At 73.6% G+C, this 15,672-nt stretch carries 16 protein-coding genes; 7 read left to right on the top strand and 9 right to left on the bottom strand.

Annotated elements, in window-relative coordinates; translation table 11 throughout:
- Window positions 1-59: 59 nt before the first annotated feature.
- From SVTN_RS18865 to soxR, 5 genes are all read left to right on the top strand, one after another.
- Window positions 60-1,121: a glucose-1-phosphate thymidylyltransferase gene (locus SVTN_RS18865; protein ID WP_041130156.1), complete on the top strand. Its 1,062-nt coding sequence runs from the start codon at window positions 60-62 to the stop codon at window positions 1,119-1,121.
- On the top strand, window positions 1,118-2,083 hold the full coding sequence (rfbB, locus tag SVTN_RS18860; RefSeq protein ID WP_041130155.1) for a dTDP-glucose 4,6-dehydratase: 966 nt from the start codon (window positions 1,118-1,120) through the stop codon (window positions 2,081-2,083). The genes SVTN_RS18865 and rfbB overlap by 4 nt, the downstream gene beginning before the upstream one ends.
- 112 nt (window positions 2,084-2,195) lie before the next feature.
- Window positions 2,196-2,804 (top strand): hypothetical protein, encoded by a 609-nt coding sequence (locus SVTN_RS18855; RefSeq protein WP_041130154.1) that lies wholly within the window; start codon window positions 2,196-2,198, stop codon window positions 2,802-2,804.
- Between the two features lie 146 nt (window positions 2,805-2,950).
- Window positions 2,951-3,574: a DsbA family oxidoreductase gene (locus tag SVTN_RS18850; protein ID WP_052499203.1), complete on the top strand. Its 624-nt coding sequence runs from the start codon at window positions 2,951-2,953 to the stop codon at window positions 3,572-3,574.
- A gap of 1 nt (window position 3,575) precedes the next feature.
- Window positions 3,576-4,133: a redox-sensitive transcriptional activator SoxR gene (gene soxR, locus SVTN_RS18845; protein WP_078908406.1), complete on the top strand. Its 558-nt coding sequence runs from the start codon at window positions 3,576-3,578 to the stop codon at window positions 4,131-4,133.
- A gap of 140 nt (window positions 4,134-4,273) precedes the next feature.
- On the opposite strand, the gene SVTN_RS18840 is transcribed toward soxR, so the two are convergent.
- On the bottom strand, window positions 4,274-5,431 hold the full coding sequence (locus tag SVTN_RS18840) for an acyl-CoA dehydrogenase family protein (protein ID WP_078908405.1): 1,158 nt from the start codon (window positions 5,429-5,431) through the stop codon (window positions 4,274-4,276).
- A 150-nt stretch (window positions 5,432-5,581) separates the two neighbouring features.
- Here SVTN_RS18840 and SVTN_RS18835 point away from each other — a divergent pair, with 150 nt between their 5' ends.
- Both SVTN_RS18835 and rfbH read left to right on the top strand, forming a co-directional pair.
- On the top strand, window positions 5,582-6,547 hold the full coding sequence (locus SVTN_RS18835; protein WP_063782262.1) for an NAD-dependent epimerase/dehydratase family protein: 966 nt from the start codon (window positions 5,582-5,584) through the stop codon (window positions 6,545-6,547).
- A gap of 94 nt (window positions 6,548-6,641) precedes the next feature.
- Window positions 6,642-7,943 (top strand): lipopolysaccharide biosynthesis protein RfbH, encoded by a 1,302-nt coding sequence (gene rfbH / locus SVTN_RS18830; protein ID WP_041130153.1) that lies wholly within the window; start codon window positions 6,642-6,644, stop codon window positions 7,941-7,943.
- 26 nt (window positions 7,944-7,969) lie between these two features.
- Here rfbH and SVTN_RS18825 read toward each other — a convergent pair whose 3' ends face one another.
- The 8 genes from SVTN_RS18825 to SVTN_RS18790 all read right to left on the bottom strand — a co-directional run bounded on the left by SVTN_RS18825 (window position 7,970) and on the right by SVTN_RS18790 (window position 15,665).
- Entirely contained in the window at window positions 7,970-9,157 is a 1,188-nt protein-coding gene (locus SVTN_RS18825) for a DUF6365 family protein (protein WP_041130152.1), read from the bottom strand.
- Entirely contained in the window at window positions 9,154-9,765 is a 612-nt protein-coding gene (locus SVTN_RS18820) for a dTDP-4-dehydrorhamnose 3,5-epimerase family protein (RefSeq protein ID WP_041130151.1), read from the bottom strand. Before SVTN_RS18820 ends, SVTN_RS18825 begins: the two co-directional genes overlap by 4 nt.
- A 21-nt stretch (window positions 9,766-9,786) precedes the next feature.
- Entirely contained in the window at window positions 9,787-10,788 is a 1,002-nt protein-coding gene (locus SVTN_RS18815) for a Gfo/Idh/MocA family protein (protein ID WP_041134041.1), read from the bottom strand.
- Complete coding sequence (locus tag SVTN_RS18810) at window positions 10,785-12,134, bottom strand: NDP-hexose 2,3-dehydratase family protein (protein ID WP_052499201.1); 1,350 nt, start codon at window positions 12,132-12,134, stop codon at window positions 10,785-10,787. Before SVTN_RS18810 ends, SVTN_RS18815 begins: the two co-directional genes overlap by 4 nt.
- Window positions 12,131-12,880 (bottom strand): DUF6081 family protein, encoded by a 750-nt coding sequence (locus tag SVTN_RS44290; protein ID WP_041130150.1) that lies wholly within the window; start codon window positions 12,878-12,880, stop codon window positions 12,131-12,133. Before SVTN_RS44290 ends, SVTN_RS18810 begins: the two co-directional genes overlap by 4 nt.
- Before the next feature lie 118 nt (window positions 12,881-12,998).
- Complete coding sequence (locus SVTN_RS18800) at window positions 12,999-14,018, bottom strand: LLM class flavin-dependent oxidoreductase (protein WP_041130149.1); 1,020 nt, start codon at window positions 14,016-14,018, stop codon at window positions 12,999-13,001.
- Between the two features lie 34 nt (window positions 14,019-14,052).
- Window positions 14,053-14,847, bottom strand: coding sequence for an SDR family NAD(P)-dependent oxidoreductase (locus SVTN_RS18795; RefSeq protein WP_078908404.1), 795 nt, complete (start codon window positions 14,845-14,847; stop codon window positions 14,053-14,055).
- Complete coding sequence (locus SVTN_RS18790; protein WP_052499200.1) at window positions 14,847-15,665, bottom strand: SDR family NAD(P)-dependent oxidoreductase; 819 nt, start codon at window positions 15,663-15,665, stop codon at window positions 14,847-14,849. Before SVTN_RS18790 ends, SVTN_RS18795 begins: the two co-directional genes overlap by 1 nt.
- Between the last annotated feature and the right edge of the window lie 7 nt (window positions 15,666-15,672).

Raw genomic sequence — 15,672 nt, 5'->3', positions numbered from 1 at the left:
CTTCGCAGAATCGTCCCCGTAACCGAGGCAAGGGCCCAAGGCGGGAGTGAAGGGTTGCCATGAAGGCACTGATTCTGTCCGGAGGGATGGGGACCAGACTGCGTCCCTTCACCTATTCCATGCCCAAACAGCTGGTGCCCGTCGCCAACAAGCCGATCCTGACGCACTGCCTGGAGAACGTCCGCGCCATCGGCGTCGAGGACGTCGCCGTCGTCGTCGGCGACCGCGCCGAGGACATCCGCGCCGTCGTCGGAGACGGCTCCGCCTACGGGCTGAACGTCACCTACCTCCAGCAGGAGGCCCCGCTCGGCCTGGCGCACGCCGTCGCCATCGCCGAGGAGTTCCTCGGCGACGAGGACTTCGTGATGTACCTGGGCGACAACGTCCTCGCCGACGGGATCGCCGAGCCCGCCCGCGATTTCCTGGCCGACCGTCCCGCCGCCCGGCTGCTGCTCACCAAGGTGGACGACCCGCGCGCCTACGGCGTCGCCGAGGTCGACGCCGAGGGCCGGGTCCGCGCGCTGGTCGAGAAGCCGCAGCAGCCGCGCAGCGACCTCGCCGTGATCGGCGTGTACTTCTTCACCGCCGCCGTGCACGAGGCGGTCCGCGCCATCGAGCCGAGCGCCCGGGGCGAGCTGGAGATCACCGACGCGATCCAGTACCTGGTGGAACGCGGCGACCGCGTCGTCGCCGGCGAGTACTCCGGCTACTGGAAGGACACCGGCAGCCCCGACGACCTGCTCGACTGCAACCGGGTGCTGCTGCGCGGACTCCACCCCGGTGTCCGGGGCGAGGTCGACGCGGCCAGCACCCTCGAAGGGCACGTGGTCGTCGAGGCCGGGGCCCTCGTGGAGCGCTCGCACCTCGTCGGCCCGCTCGTGGTGGGGGCGGGCAGCGTCGTGCGCGACAGCGAGCTCGGCCCGTACACCGCCCTCGGCCGCGACTGCGTGCTCGAGGACGCCGGCATCCGCGACTCGATCGTCCTCGACGGCGTGTCCATCCAGGGCGTGCGCGGCCTGTCCGGCTCGCTCATCGGCCGCTCGGCCGACGTGCGCGGCGGCGAGGCCACCGGCCGCCGGCTCATCATCGGCGACCACACCCGGGCGGAGGTGGCCGCATGAGGCTCCTGGTCACCGGCGCCGCCGGGTTCATCGGCTCGCACTACGTCCGCCAGATCCTCGCGGGCGCCTACCCCGAGACCGAGGACGTCCACGTCACGGTCGTCGACCGGCTCACCTACGCGGGCCGCCGCGACAACCTCCCCGAGGAGCACGGCCGGCTCGACTTCGTCCGGGGCGACATCTGCGACCGGGGCCTCCTCGACCGCGTCCTCCCGGGCCACGACGCGATCGTGCACTTCGCGGCCGAGTCCCACGTCGACCGCTCCCTCACCGGCCCCGGCGAGTTCGTCCGTACGAACGTCATGGGCACCCAGCAGCTGCTCGACGCCGCCCTGCACACCGGGGTGGACCGGGTCCTGCACGTCTCCACCGACGAGGTGTACGGCTCGGTGGACAGCGGCACCTGGACCGAGGACAGCCCGCTGCTGCCCAACTCGCCCTACGCCGCGTCCAAGGCCTCCAGCGACCTGATCGCCCGGGCCTACCACCGTACGCACGGGCTCGACGTCCGCGTCACCCGCTGCTCCAACAACTACGGGCCCCGTCAGCACCCCGAGAAGCTCATCCCCCACTTCGTGACGCGGCTGCTGACCGGCCGGAAGGTCCCGCTGTACGGCGACGGCCGCAACGTGCGCGAATGGCTGCACGTGGACGACCACTGCCGGGCCCTGCACCTGGTCCTCACCAAGGGCCGGGCCGGCGAGATCTACAACATCGGCGGCGGCAGCGGCATGAGCAACCGCGAGATGACCGCCCGCCTGCTCGACCTCCTGGGCGCGGACTGGGACATGGTGCGCCATGTCGAGGACCGCCTCGGACACGACTTCCGCTACGCGATCGACGACTCCAAGATCCGCGATGAGCTGGGTTACGCGCCTCGCTGGTCGATCGAGAGCGGACTGGGGGCGGTCGTGGACTGGTACCGCGACCACCCCGAATTCTGGCGCGCCCCCGTCTCCTGACAACGGGACGCCGTGTGCCGTCGGTCGGCACCGGCGCGCCTTCCGCACCATCCACCCAGCCGCCGGCACCCGGCCGGCGGAACACCGTCGACGAGAACGGAACCCCATCACCATGTCCGCACTGCGCAGCCGTGCCCGCACCGCCGCGATCGCCGTCCCGCTGGCCCTGGCCGGTGTCGCGGCCACCACGTCCGGCGCCCAGGCCGCTCCGGTGAAGACCTACTTCGACTGCCGGGTCGGCACCGTGACCGGCCTCGCCTACTCCGTCTACGTGGACGCAGTGGCCCCTGAGACCGTCCGCCCGGGGGCGACCTTCGACGTCACCCTCGACCCGGCCCCGATCACCCCGAACCCGGCCTACAACAAGGAGGTCAAGAACGTCGCCCTGCAGTTCAAGCTGCCGGCCGGCGCGACGGTCGTCTCCTACCAGGTCGCCGACGGCGGCGCCGCGGGCACCCCGGAGCTGCAGATAGACGGCACCAAGGCCGTGCTGCGCGCCGCCGGCCCGTACGTCGCCAACACCCCGTTCGACCTGCCCAAGATCACCATCAAGCTGAAGGCCCCCTCCACCCGGACCACCCTGGAGACCCGCTTCGGCGGCACCTCGCACGACGACCCGGGCTTCAGCTGGACCTTCCTCTCCCCGAACTGGAACGGCGAGGCCCAGCTCGCCTGCTGGCCCGACCAGCCGATCGCGCTCGCCAAGACGCTCGTCAAGTAGCGGTTCCGCGCGTGCGCCGCGCCGGCCGGTCCCCGAACGGGGCCGGCCGGCGCGTTTTCGGTGCACGGACCTCGAGCGCGCTTGACCTCCAGCGCACTCGAGGTTGCAGCCTGAGAGGTATTACCGGAAGTGGGGAGAGAGCGTCCGTGAAGATCGAGATCTGGTCCGACATCATGTGCCCGTGGTGCTACATCGGCAAAGCGCGCCTCGACAAGGCGGTCGCGCGCCTGGAGGACCGTGAGGCCCAGGTGGTGTGGCGAAGCTTCGAACTCCGTCCCGACCAGCCCCGTACGCCCGGTGCTACGCTCGGCGAGATGATGCGGGAGAAGCTCGGACTCCAACCCGGGGAGACGGTCGAGCTGTTCGAGAAGATCCGGATCCTGGGCGAGGCCGAGGGGCTCGACATCCGCCTCACCGGCGTACGCCCCGTGAACTCCTTCGACGCGCAGCGCCTGGTGCACCTGGCGGCCGAGGACGGTCTCTCGCACCGGATGAAGAGCGAGCTGTTCCGCACCTATCTGACGGAACAGCAGAACGTGGCGGACCACGAGGTCCTGCTGCGCACCGCGACCGCCGCCGGGCTCGACGCCGACCGCGTCACGGAGGTCCTGGCGACGGACGCCTACGGCGAGGACGTACGCGAGGACGAGCGGCTCGCTGTCCGCCGCGGGGTCACCGGCGTTCCGACGATCTTCGTCGACGGCGTACGGGTCACCACCGGCGTCCCCTCGGTGGACCAGCTGCACCAGGCCCTGGTGGAGGCCGGCTGACATGACCGTCGCCCGGCCCGCGTACCACCTCACCGAGCTCACCGTCGGACAGCTGTCGGCACGCAGCGGCGTCGCGGTCACGGCCCTGCACTTCTACGAGTCCAAGGGGCTCATCAAGAGCCGCCGCACGCCCGGCAACCAGCGCCGCTACACCCGGGACACGCTGCGCCGCATCTCGGTGATCCGGGTCGCCCAGCGCATGGGCATCCCCCTGAGCACGGTCGCCGACGCGCTGGCCGAGCTGCCCGAGGGGCGCACGCCCAACCGGGACGACTGGGCGCGGCTCTCGCAGCGCTGGCGCGCGGATCTCAACGCGCGCATCGAGCAGCTCCTCGCGCTGCGCGACGGCCTGGAGGACTGCATCGGCTGCGGCTGTCTCTCGGTACGGGACTGCCCGCTGACGAACCCGTACGACGAGCTCGGCGAGGAGGGCCCCGGGCCGCGCAGGCTCCTGCGCGAGCCGACGGGGGCGGCGGCCCGCGGCCGCCGGCACCGCGCCCCCACGGCGGACCCGTGCGGCGGCACGAGCCCCAGCTGCCAGGACGGCCCGCAGGACTGAGGGGAACGGGGCGGGCGCGGGACCGGGGCGGCGGGTGCTGGAGCGGGCGCGGGCGCGGGACCGGGGTGGTGAGGGCGCCCGCGGCGGCGGGCGCCGACCGGGGTGGTGAGGGCGCCCGCGGCGGCGGGCGCCGACCGGGGTCAGTTCGCGGGCTGCGGCGGGTGGAGTTCGCGGGCGTACGACTCGGCCGCGGCGGAGAAGGCCAGCACCACGTGGCCGGACGCCGTGTGCGCGTCCCGCCAGTGGCGCTGGAGCGGGGCCGCGTCCTGGTGGGCGCGGGTCCCCGCGGAGGCGAACAGGCGGTCCACGGCGGACGTGGCGAGTTCGGCCGCGAGCGCGCAGTCCCGGCCGCTGCGGGCCACGTCGAAGGCGGTGACCTCTCCGCTGTCGGCGGCACGGGCCGCCGCCTCCAGGAGCAGCGCCGCCGCGTCCGCCTCGCCCGCCGCGCGGCCGAGGACGACCGCCGCCGCACTGTCCAGACCGCCGGACGCCGAGGTGTGGCGGGGTGCCGTGCCCTCCCGCCAGGCCGCCAGGGCGGCCCGCGCGGCGCCGAGGACAGGGGCCGCGAAGCACAGCCCGTTGACGGCCTTGAGGGGCACACGGTGGCAGGGCGCGTCCCCGCCCTCGGCGACACCGCCGGCGATGGCGTCACGGGTGAAGGTCAGCTCGTCCGGCACGAACACCCCCTCCACCGACAGCGTGTTGCTGCCGGTCCCGCGCATCCCGACCGACGACCACGTGTCCTCGGTGCGCCAGTCGCCGCGCGGCACGGCGAAGAACCGGGCGGTCGGCCGGTCCTCGGTCGTCATCGCGCACACCAGCGCCCAGTCCGCGTAGTCCACGACGCTCACGTACGGCCAGGTGCCGCCGATCCGCCAGCCGCCCTCCTCACGCCGGGCCCGGCCCAGCGGCATGAGCGCGCCCACGATCAGGGCGTCCGGGCCCCCTGCCCAGATCCGCCGCTGTCCCTCCTCGGGAAGGTAGGCGGCCATCCGGCCGAGGGAGGCGGTCAGCGACGCCGCCCAGGCGGCCGAGGTGCAGCCCTCGCCGACCACGGACACCGCCCGCACGATCTCCTCGAAGGTCCCGGACCCGCCGCCGTGCCGACGCGGTACGAAATGGCGCGCGAAACCGGCGTCCAGCATGGACCGCACCACCTCCGGGGCGAGCCGGCGATCACGCTCGGCGTCCCGCGCGTGCTCCGCGGCGATCTTCGCGACACCGGCGGCCGCGACCACCACGGCCGCGGAATCGATGCGGGACGACGTCTGCCGTGCCGTCAACTGCTGAGTCGGCATCCTGGTCTGCTCCTTGTGAGTGCCTGCGGCCGGTGCCGGTCGCCCGGTCCTGTGCTCCTCGCGCCAGCCTCACGCGGACCGCTCGAGCGGGACTACAGGCCGCCCTGGAAGGCTCGGGCCCCGGCAGCAGCCCTGAAGGAAGGCCCTGACATGGCATCCCGTCCCCGCTCCGCGCCGTGTGTGCTCGTCCTCGGCGGCAGCGGATTCGTCGGAGGGCATGTGTGCGCCGCGTTCCTGGCCGCCGGCTGGGAGGTGCACGCCTGGTCCCGGCGCGCCCGGGCACCCAGAGGGGTCACGGCGCACACCGTCGACCTGGTGCGGGCCGGGCCGGGACGGCTGACGGACGAACTGGCCGCGCTGGCGCCGCGGGTGGTGGTCAACGCCGCCGGCGCGGTGTGGGGCGCGAGCGAGGAGGAGATGGCCCGGGCCAACGAGGAAGCGGTGCTCCGGCTCATGACGGCCGTGACCGCTCTGGGAGCCCTCGCGCCCCGGTTCGTCCAGCTCGGCAGCGTGCACGAGCACGCGGCGACGACCGTCTACGGCCGTACGAAGGCGGCGGCCACCGCGTGTGTGACGGCGGCGGGCGGTACGGTGCTGCGGCTGCCGAACCTGCTGGGTCCGGGCACCCCCGAGGGCAGTTTCCTGGGCGGGGTCGCCGCGCGGCTCGCCCGGGCCGCGCGCACCGGCGAAGCCGTGACCGTGACGACCCTCGCGGTGCGCGAGCGCCGTGAGTTCCTCGACGTACGGGACGCCGCCGACGCCGTGCTCGCGTCCACCGCGCCGCCCGCCGCCTCGCGGACGGGCGGCCGGTCCCTCGATCTGGGCACGGGCCGCCCGGTCGACGTACGGGAGCTCCTCGACACGCTCATCCGGCTCAGCGGGGTGCCCGCGCGCGTGGAGGAGCGCCTCCCGGAGCCGGGTCACACACCGCCCGGCGGCCTGTCCGGGGTGGAGCCGGGACCGTCCCACGAGGTCGCCGGGGAGCTCCTCGGCTGGCGGGCGGTGCGCGACCCGGAGGAATCGCTGCGGGGGCTGTGGGAGGCGGTGGCCGGGGCTTCCAGCGGGCTTCCAGCGGGGCTCGAGCAGGGGCCCAGCGGCGGGCTAGCGACCGGCTAGTCGGCGGCTAGCGGACGGCCCCAGGGTGACGGGGTCCGCGGTGGCACGTCCGCGCCGCGCTCCCTGTCAGCCCAGCGAAAGGCCAGTGGATCCGATGGACGCGGAGAAGACGCACATCCTGGCGAAGGTGCGCGAGTACCACCGGGCCACGGAGGACCTGGAGTTCGTGCCGGGAGTGACGCCGGTGCAGCCGGCGGGCGCGACACTCGACGCGAACGACCGGGTGGCGCTCGTCGAGGCGGCGCTCGACCTGCGGATCGCGGCCGGGCCCAGCAGCCGGCGCTTCGAGCGCGACTTCGCCCGCTACTTCGGCCTGCGCAAGGCGCACATGACCAACTCCGGTTCGTCGGCGAACCTCCTCGCCCTGACCTCGCTCACCTCCCACACGCTGGGCGAGCGCAGACTGCGCCCCGGTGACGAGGTGATCACCGTGGCGGCCGGATTCCCGACGACGGTCAACCCGATCATCCAGAACGGCCTGGTCCCCGTCTTCGTCGACGTCGAGCTCGGTACGTACAACACGACCGCGGAGCGGGTCCTCGCCGCGGTCGGCCCGCGGACGAAGGCGATCATGATCGCGCACGCGCTGGGCAACCCCTTCCCGGTGGCCGACATCGCCGCGATCGCCGCCGAACACGGCCTGTACCTCGTGGAGGACAACTGCGACGCGGTCGGCTCGTACCACCGCGGCCGGCTGACCGGCACCTTCGGCGATCTGACGACGACCAGCTTCTACCCGGCGCACCACATCACCACGGGCGAGGGCGGCTGCGTCCTGACCCGGAACCTGGCGCTGGCGCGGATCGTGGAGCAGCTGCGGGACTGGGGCCGGGACTGCTGGTGCGAGCCGGGCCAGGACAACACCTGCTTCAAACGCTTCGACTACCAGCTGGGGACGCTGCCGCACGGCTACGACCACAAGTACATCTTCACGCACCTCGGCTACAACCTGAAGGCCACCGACATCCAGGCGGCGCTCGGCGTCAGCCAGCTGACCAGGCTCGACTCGTTCGGCAAGGCCCGCCGGGCCAACTGGCAGCGGATGTACGAGGGGCTCGCGGAGGTCCCCGGGCTGCTGCTGCCCCGGGCGACGGAGCACAGCGACCCCAGCTGGTTCGGTTTCGTGCTCACCGTGCTGCCCGACGCGCCGTTCACCCGGCGCGATCTGGAGGGCTTCCTGGCCTCCCGGGCCATCGGCACCCGGCGGCTGTTCGGCGGCAATCTGACGCGCCACCCTGCCTACCAGGGCCGTGAGTTCCGGGTGGTGGGCGAGCTGGCCAACTCCGACGTCATCACCGAGCACACCCTGTGGGTGGGCGTCCACCCGAGCCTGACGGACGCGATGATCGACCATGTGACGGGCAGCATCCGGGAGTTCGCCGCCTCGGCGCGGTGAGCCGTACGGGGCCCGGTCCCGCGGGTTCAGCCCAGGCGGCGGACGGCCTCCGCGAAGATCTCGGGTACGGCGGGCAGCGCGTCGAGCAGGGCCAGATAGCGGGCGCGTCCCTCCGCGAGCCGGGCGCGCTCCCCGGGGTCGTTCAGGACGGCGTCGACGGCCGCCACCATCCCGTCGGTGTCGAGGAGTTCGGCCTGCCGGAAGGTGCCGGTCAGAGGGTTGTCCGCGAGCAGCGGCCGGACGACGGAGTTCCAGCGCAGCGGCCACATGCTGTACGGGGCGAGGGCGTCCGGCTCCTCGGTGTGCGGGCCGCTGTGGCCGACGTGCACGGCGGGCAGGTCCGAGAAGACCGAGCGGACCAGTGCCGAGGCGGGTACGTGCAGCGAGAGCACGGCGTCCGAGGCGTCCAGGAGGTCCTGGTAGCGGTCGGGCGGGCAGGACGGCACCCGGAGGGTGCGCTCGGCGGGCAGCCCTTCGAGACCGTCCAGGTCGGGCCCGACGACCAGGAAGCGGGTGGTGTCGGGCAGCCGGCGCAGCGCGGCGGCGACCCGCTCGGGCACCCGCCGGGCGAGGCCGCGCGTCACCGGGTCCTCGACCGACTGGGCGTGGCGTTGCCAGCCCGAGACGGACAGGGAGAGCAGCCGGTCCTCCTCGCGCAGTCCGAGGGCGGACCGCACGGTGCGGCGCGCCCCGGCGCCGGGGCGGGGCAGCGGACGCATGAACGGGTAGACCAGGGCACGGCTGCCGGGGCCCGGGTCGGGGCGGGCCCAGGGCGCGGGCCGCAGCGCGACCGGCATGCCGAGGATCCGCCGGTCCACCTCCAGGCCGAGCCCGAAGTGGTCGACGCGGAAGTCGGTGTTCTCCCACTCGTACAGGTCGAGCGGGATCACCGGGACGCCGAGCTGCTCCACGAACCAGGGGTCGGTGCGGTAGACGCGGTGCATCATCAGCCAGTACGAGAGGTAGTCGCTGAGCACGATCACGTCGGGCCGCTCGGCCCGTACGGTGTCCTCGACGACCGCGCGGACACCCGTACCCATCGACGCGTCGATGACGGTGCCGGGCACGCCGGCGGCCTTGAGCTGCGGTGCGTTGTGGGTGTCCACCACGAAGTGGGCGGTGATGCCGGCGGGTGCCAGGAGCCGGGCCAGGCCCAGACCCGTGGTGACCTCGCCGTGGGTGCCGACGACCGGCGCGAGGAACAGCAGCTTCATGGTGTCCCGTTCTTTCGGTGGGCCCCGGCGGGCGCGGTGCCGGGCCAGCGGGGGAGGATGCCGCGCTCCAGAGCGGTGCGCAGCGACGGTGCCCGGGCGTCCTTCTCGGACAGCAGGGGCGGTTCCTCATGGCCCCAGGGCAGTGCCAGTTCGGGGTCGAGCGGGTCGATCTCGAACTGGGTGCCCGGGACGTGCGCGGTCGACAGGGCGTAGGAGATGCAGGTGTCGTCGGTGAGGGCGAGGAAGCCGTGGCCGAGACCTTCGGTGACGTGTACGGCCATCCCGTTCTCGGGGGTGAGCAGGGTGCTCGCGCTCTGCCCGAAGGTCGGCGAGCCGACCCGTAGGTCCACCACCATGTCGCGCAGCGCGCCGCGCACGCAGGTGACGTACTTCGCCTGACCGGGCGGGATGAGCACGCCGTGGATGCCGCGCAGGGTGTTGCGGCGCGAGGTCGAGTAGTTGATCTGCCGTACCTCGAAGGGGCGCCCGACGGCCTCGCCCACCAGGTCGGTGCGGAGCGACTCGAAGAACGTGCCGCGCGGATCGGGCCACTGGTGCGGGGTGATCACGTAGGAGCCCGGGACCTGCGGGATCTCTCGGATGTCCATGTCCGTCGTCCGTTCCTCCGCTCAGACCTTCACGAGGTGGGCGGTCCGGCGGATCTCGTCCACCAGCCGGGCCTGGCGCACCACGGCTGCCGCGTCGCCCGCGTCGCCCGCGTCGGCCGCGCCGCCCGTGCGCCGGTGCCGTACGGACTCGGCGAAGGCGGCGACCGCGGTGGCCGCCTGGTCGTGGGCGGGCAGGACGCGTTCCTCGGCGCCGCCCGCACGCTCGATCCGCAGCACCGGGCGGTGCCCCGCCGGCGGGGAGTAGGCGCGGTCGAGGGCCAGGCTGCCCTCGCTGCCGAGCAGCCGCCAGCCCGCCGTGTACCCGTGCTCCATGCCGAAGACCAGCTGGGCACTCGCCCCCGTGGCGGGATCGCCGAGCAGCGCGCTGCCGCCGAGGTCGACGCCGCGCGCGGTGTCGTGGCGCAGGACGGCGCCGTGCACGCGCAGCTCGGGTCCGAGCAGCAGGGAGGCCAGCCGGACCGGGTACACGCCGATGTCGAGAAGGGCCCCGCCGTCCAGGTCGGCGCGGTAGCGGATGTCGTCGGCGGGGCGCGGCGGGATCGTGAACGAGGCGTGCAGCGCCCGTACCTCGCCGACCGCCCCCTGGGCCACCAGGTCCCGTACGGACGTGTACGCGCTGTGGTGGACGAACAGGTAGTTCTCGGCGAGGACGACACCGTGCTCGCGGGCGAGGCCGAGCAGCCGGACGGTGTCGTCGGCCCGTGCGGTGAGCGGCTTCTCGGCCAGGACGTGCTTGCCCGCGCGCAGCGCGCGCTCGGTCCACCGGGCGTGCAGGGCGACCGGCAGCGGTACGTACACGGCGTCCACGTCGGACCGTTCGAGCAGGGCGTCGTATCCCACGACGGCCGCGCAGCCGAAGGTGTCGGCGGCGGCCCGGGCCTTGTCGGCGGTGCGGCTGGCGATCGCCGTCACGACCGTGTGGGGGGAGGCCTCGAAGGCGGGCAGCATGCGGCGCAGCGCGATGTCGGCACAGCCCGCCACACCGATCCTCAGCGCGCTCACCGGGACGCCCCGTGGCCGGGCAGGGTACGGACGCACGCCAGGAGGGTGCGGGCCTCGACGTCGACGAGGTTGCCGATCCGGCCTGCCCGGGTGAGCTGGCGGACCGTCATCCAGGTGTAGTCCTCGGGGACGTCCAGGGGGATGTCGGTCCCGTCGACCACCAGGTAGCGGTTCTCCGCGTGGTAGAACCGGCCGCCCTCCTCGGAGTGCACGGTGTCGAACAGCACCTGCTCGGGCCGGGCGGCCAGCACGGCGTCCAGGTACGGCGGCCGCCGCGCGGACTCGGCGAGATTGCCCGGGTTGCACTGCACGCTGGGCCCGATCTCGGCGACGTCGAAGGTGCCCGCCTCCGCACGGGCCTGCACCAGCAGATGGCGCTCCCCGCGGATCTCCTTGCTCACGAAGGCGATGACCCCGCGTCCTGCCGGGGCCAGCATCGGCTGGGACCAGGAGGGCACCTCGCGGCTGTCGGCCTCGACGTCGACGCCGATGATCCGGAAGTACCGGCCCGCCTCGTGGGCGATCTCGCCGCGCCGGTCGTCGCGGTGCCAGCCGCCGACCCGCCTCAGCGGGATCGTCGTGCGCTCGGAGCGGTGACGCATCTTGGCCCCGGTGAACCAGTGCAGCAGCGTCGCGGTGTCGTGCAGCGGCTGCTCCGACGCCCGCCCCGGGAGCGGAGCCTCGCCGGAGCCGTCGCCGGTCACCTCGTCGGGCAGCCCCGCGAGCACCGTGCGTGAGTCCATGTTGACGAGGTTGTCGACCCGCAGCAGCTCCGCCATCACCGGGCGCGGCACCCAGCAGAAGTCCTCGTGGACCGGGACGTCGGCGGTCGTCTCGACGACGATGTTGCGGTTGCGCTTGCCCAGGAACCACGAGCCCTGCTCGCTCTGCAGGGCGTCGTAGTGGACCCGGTCCGCGGCGCCCGGGGTGAGGAAATGGTCGATGTAGCGGACGGCGGCGCCCCGGTGCACTCGCGTGTAGTTGCTGAAGGTGGCCTGCACGGTCGGCGAGAGCTGGAGCGTGGTGATGTTGCCCGGCTCCATCTTGGCCTGCATCAGCAGATGGGGGACCCCGTCGAACCGCTTGAGCAGCACGCCGAGGATGCCGGTCTCCGGCTGCCGGATGATCGGCTGCGTCCAGGCCGGTGCGTCCGGGGCGGCCGGCTCGAACCGCAGGCCCTCGATCGAGAAGAACCGGCCGCTGCGGTGCCGGACGTCGCCCGTGGCGGAGTCGGTGTACCAGCCGTCCAGGTCGTGCAGGGGGGTCGGGGTGATGCGGTACCGGTGGGCGGCGCTCCGGCCGGCGAACCAGGAGTGGAAGCCGGCCGCGTCCTCGATGTGCGTCACGCCGCCACCTCGTCGGCGACCGACAGCGCGCCCACGGTGAGACGCAGCCCCTGTCCGTGCGGACGGTCGCAGATCAGCGCCAGGCCGGGCACGAGCGTCGTGGACCGCACGGGGCCGAGCGGGCCCGGGGTCACCGAGTCCGGTCGTACCCCCTCCGGCAGGCCCTGGCCGAGGTGTTCCACGGAGAACACCTCGGTGCCGTCGAGGAACCAGCGGGCCACGGCCTCCGCCGTGTCCACCACGAGTGCGCAGCGGTGTGTGTCCAGGGGGCCGCGCGGGGCGAGCGGCACGCTGTACGAGAAGCCGCCCCGTGTGCCGTCCGGGCCGGGCACGCGGCCGTACAGCGCCCACACCCGGCCGCCGGTCAGCGCGAAGTCCAGGATCAGACCGGCGTCACGGTCCAGTACGACGAGGGCGCCCGCCCCGTCCGGTACGTCGTCCGCCGCCTCCCCCAGCGGCTCGGCCGAGAGCGTCGCGGACACGGTCAGCGTGGCGCCCCCGGTCGGGCACCCGGGGCCGAAGGCGGCCCAGCGCAGATGGTCGAGGGGCTCATTGCCGGGCGGCACCACGAAGGCCGGCTGCCCGGTACCCGGGGCCGTACCGGTCGGCTCCACCACCAGGCCGGCGTCCGTGGCGCGCGTGATGCCGTCCCCGGCCGTCAGCGCGCCGGCGGGCCGCAGCGACCAGGGGCCGTCGGGCCGGGCTCGCAGCCCTTCGGTGAAGTCGTCGTGGAAGAGGATCGTCATGGCGTTCTCCGTGCGATGAGCCGGGCGGGGACAGGGGACGACGGGGGCGGCCCTGTTTCACGTGAAACAGGGGCTCGTTTCACGTGAAACGAGACCTTCACGTGAAACGAGACCGGAGTCAGCCGGTGGCCAGGCCGGAGCGTTCCAGGGCCCGGGCGGCCGCTTCGACGATGGCCAGACGGCCCTCCAGGCCGGTCGCGGCGGCCGAGACCATCACCCCGAGGGTGGTCACGCCCGCGTCCGCGTAGGCGCGCATCCGGTCCGCGATCCGGTCGACGGGGCCGATCAGCGCCGTTCGGTCGATGAAACCGAGCGGGAGCGCCGCGCCGGCGCCCGCGCGGTCGCCGGCCGCGAGCCGGTCGAGGAAGGCGGCGACCTCGGCCTCGTACCCCATCGAACGGGCCATCGCGCAGTAGAAGTTGCGCTCGGGGTCGCCGATGCCCATGAGGTACACGTACTGGCCGCGCAGCGTGTCCGCCGCCTGGCCCGCGGTGTCCGCGACGGCGGTGGGCAGGCTGGGCAGCACCTCGAATCCGCTCAGGTCGTCCGTGCCCCGGCCCTTGCGGATCTCCGCGACGGCCCGGGTGACGGCCTCCGGGGAGGTGAAGACCCCGAGCCAGCCGTCCGCGATCTCGCCCGCGAGCCGTAGGTTGCGCGGGCCGACCGCCGCGAGCAGCACCGGCAGCCGGCCGGGGGGCCGCTCGGTCAGCAGGTGCAGGGGGGCGGGTCCGCCGACCTCGAAGTGCGTGCCCCGGTGGGTGACGGGCTCGCCGTCCAGGGCGCGGCGGACGATGTCGACGTACTCCCGGGTGCGTTCGAGCGGCTGCGTGAACTCGACGCCGTACCAGCCCACCGACACATCGGGGTTGGACACTCCGAGGCCGAGCCGGAAGCGGCCGCCGCTCAGCGAGTCGAGCGTGGCGGCGGTCAGGGCGGCCATGGCCGGCGGGCGGCCGGGGATCTGCATCACGCCCGAGATCAGGGCGATGCGTTCGGTCACCCCCGCCACGAGGCCCAGCACACTGGCCGCGTCGGAGCGGTAGCCCTCGGGGGCCAGCGCGGCGGCGTAGCCCAGCCGTTCGGCGGCGCGGGCGAGTTCACCGGCACCTTGGTGGACGAGGTTCACGGCGAGCCGCACGGTGGAACTCCTCGGAGAGACGGGGGTGGACGGTTCAGAGCAGGTGGGCGCCGCCGTCCACCAGCAGGACCTGCCCGGTGGTGTACGTGGCGCGGAGCAGCCCCAGGACGGCTTCCGCGACGTCCTCGGGGCGGCCCGTGCGGCGCAGCGGAGTGGTCTGCCGGACGTGCTCGGCGATCGGAGCGAAGAAGTCGCTGTTCTGTGTCCAGGGCGTCTCGATCAGTCCGGGAGCGACCGCGTTGACCCGGACGGCCGGACCCACCGTGTTCGCGAGGAGCCGGGTCATGTGCTCGATGGCCGCCTTGCTCACGGCGTACGGGATCGAGCTGCCGGCCGGGCGGCTGCCCGCGATGGAGGACACGTTGACCACGGCGCCGGCGCCCGAGCGGGACAGGTGCGGCATCGCGGCGACGGTGGTCTGCCAGGTCCCGATCACGTTGAGGTCGAGGATCTCCCGCCACACCTCGGGCGTGGCGGCGGTCAGGTCGGCGTGCGGGATGGCGCGGGTGCGTCCGGCGTTGTTGACCAGGACGTCCAGCCGGCCGTAGTGCGTGACGGCCGTGTCGACGAGGCGGCGCGCGTCCGCCTCGTCGGAGACGTCCGCCCGGACGTAGAGGGCGTCGGGCAGCGCGGCGGCCGTCTTCTCGCCCTCCTCCACGGAGCGGGCGGAGTTGACGACCACGCGGTAGCCCGCGGCGGCCAGCCGCTGGGCGACGGTCTGCCCGATGCCGGAGGAGGAGCCGGTGACCAGCGCGACGGGTGCCACGGCCGCCACGCGTGCGACGGGGGCGGGCGCCGTGTCCGGTGTCGTGGGGGCTTCGGCGGCCATCAGTAGTTGCCCAGCCCGCCGCAGACGTTGAGCGCCTGCGCGGTGACCGCCGCCGCGTCGTCCGCCACCAGGTACTCGACCATCGCCGCGACCTCGCGGGTCTCGACGTACCGGCCCATCGGCACCCGGGCGGTGATGCGGTCGAAGGTCTCCTGCTCGGACACCTGCCAGATGCCGGCGTAGTGCTCGCGCACCTTCTCGGCCATCGGGGTCTCCACGAAGCCGGGGCACACGGCGTTCACGGTGATGCCGGTGCGGGCCAGCTCCAGGCCGAGGGCCTTGGTCAGACCGACGACACCGTGCTTGGACGCCGAGTACGGCACCGCGTGCACCACGCCCTGCTTGCCGCCCGTGGACGCGATGTTGATGATCCGGCCGCGCTTCTTGGCCAGCATCCCACCGGCGCCCAGCACCTCCTTCGTCATGAGGAAGACGCTCGTCAGGTTGGTGTTGATGACGTCGAGCCACAGCTCGTCGGGGATCTCGGCGGTGGCGCCGCCGCCGCTGCGGCCGGCGTTGTTCACCAGGATGTCGACCGTTCCGTACCGTTGGACGGCCGCCGCCACATAGGCGCGGATCTGCGCCGGGTCCGCCACGTCGCACACCGTGCCGTCCACGTCGAGGCCCTCGGCCTGGAGCTCCTTGACCGTCTCCGTGAGCCGCGCCTCGTCCCGGGCGCAGAGGAAGGTGCGCGCGCCGAGTGCGGCGAGCCGCCTGGCGATCGCCAGACCGATGCCGCTGGTGGCACCGGTCACCAGCGCCACCGGCTTCGCCGGAGCGTCGGCCTCGGCCGTGTCCGTGGCTGTCTGCGTCGTCATGCTGCTC

The organism is Streptomyces vietnamensis, assembly GCF_000830005.1.
GTDB lineage: Bacteria > Actinomycetota > Actinomycetes > Streptomycetales > Streptomycetaceae > Streptomyces > Streptomyces vietnamensis.
Note: the sequence above shows the minus strand (reverse complement) of the source record. Positions and strands in the feature narration are given on the sequence as shown.

Coding starts and splice junctions, on each gene's coding strand:
- SVTN_RS18855 (WP_041130154.1), top strand. CDS start 2,196: ATGTCCGCACTGCGCAGCCGTGCCCGCACCGCCGCGATCGCCGTCCCG.
- SVTN_RS18790 (WP_052499200.1), bottom strand. CDS start 15,665: ATGACGACGCAGACAGCCACGGACACGGCCGAGGCCGACGCTCCGGCG.
- SVTN_RS18795 (WP_078908404.1), bottom strand. CDS start 14,847: ATGGCCGCCGAAGCCCCCACGACACCGGACACGGCGCCCGCCCCCGTC.
- SVTN_RS18825 (WP_041130152.1), bottom strand. CDS start 9,157: ATGAAGCTGCTGTTCCTCGCGCCGGTCGTCGGCACCCACGGCGAGGTC.
- SVTN_RS18865 (WP_041130156.1), top strand. CDS start 60: ATGAAGGCACTGATTCTGTCCGGAGGGATGGGGACCAGACTGCGTCCC.
- SVTN_RS18840 (WP_078908405.1), bottom strand. CDS start 5,431: ATGCCGACTCAGCAGTTGACGGCACGGCAGACGTCGTCCCGCATCGAT.
- soxR (WP_078908406.1), top strand. CDS start 3,576: ATGACCGTCGCCCGGCCCGCGTACCACCTCACCGAGCTCACCGTCGGA.
- SVTN_RS18835 (WP_063782262.1), top strand. CDS start 5,582: ATGGCATCCCGTCCCCGCTCCGCGCCGTGTGTGCTCGTCCTCGGCGGC.
- rfbH (WP_041130153.1), top strand. CDS start 6,642: ATGGACGCGGAGAAGACGCACATCCTGGCGAAGGTGCGCGAGTACCAC.
- SVTN_RS44290 (WP_041130150.1), bottom strand. CDS start 12,880: ATGACGATCCTCTTCCACGACGACTTCACCGAAGGGCTGCGAGCCCGG.
- SVTN_RS18820 (WP_041130151.1), bottom strand. CDS start 9,765: ATGGACATCCGAGAGATCCCGCAGGTCCCGGGCTCCTACGTGATCACC.
- rfbB (WP_041130155.1), top strand. CDS start 1,118: ATGAGGCTCCTGGTCACCGGCGCCGCCGGGTTCATCGGCTCGCACTAC.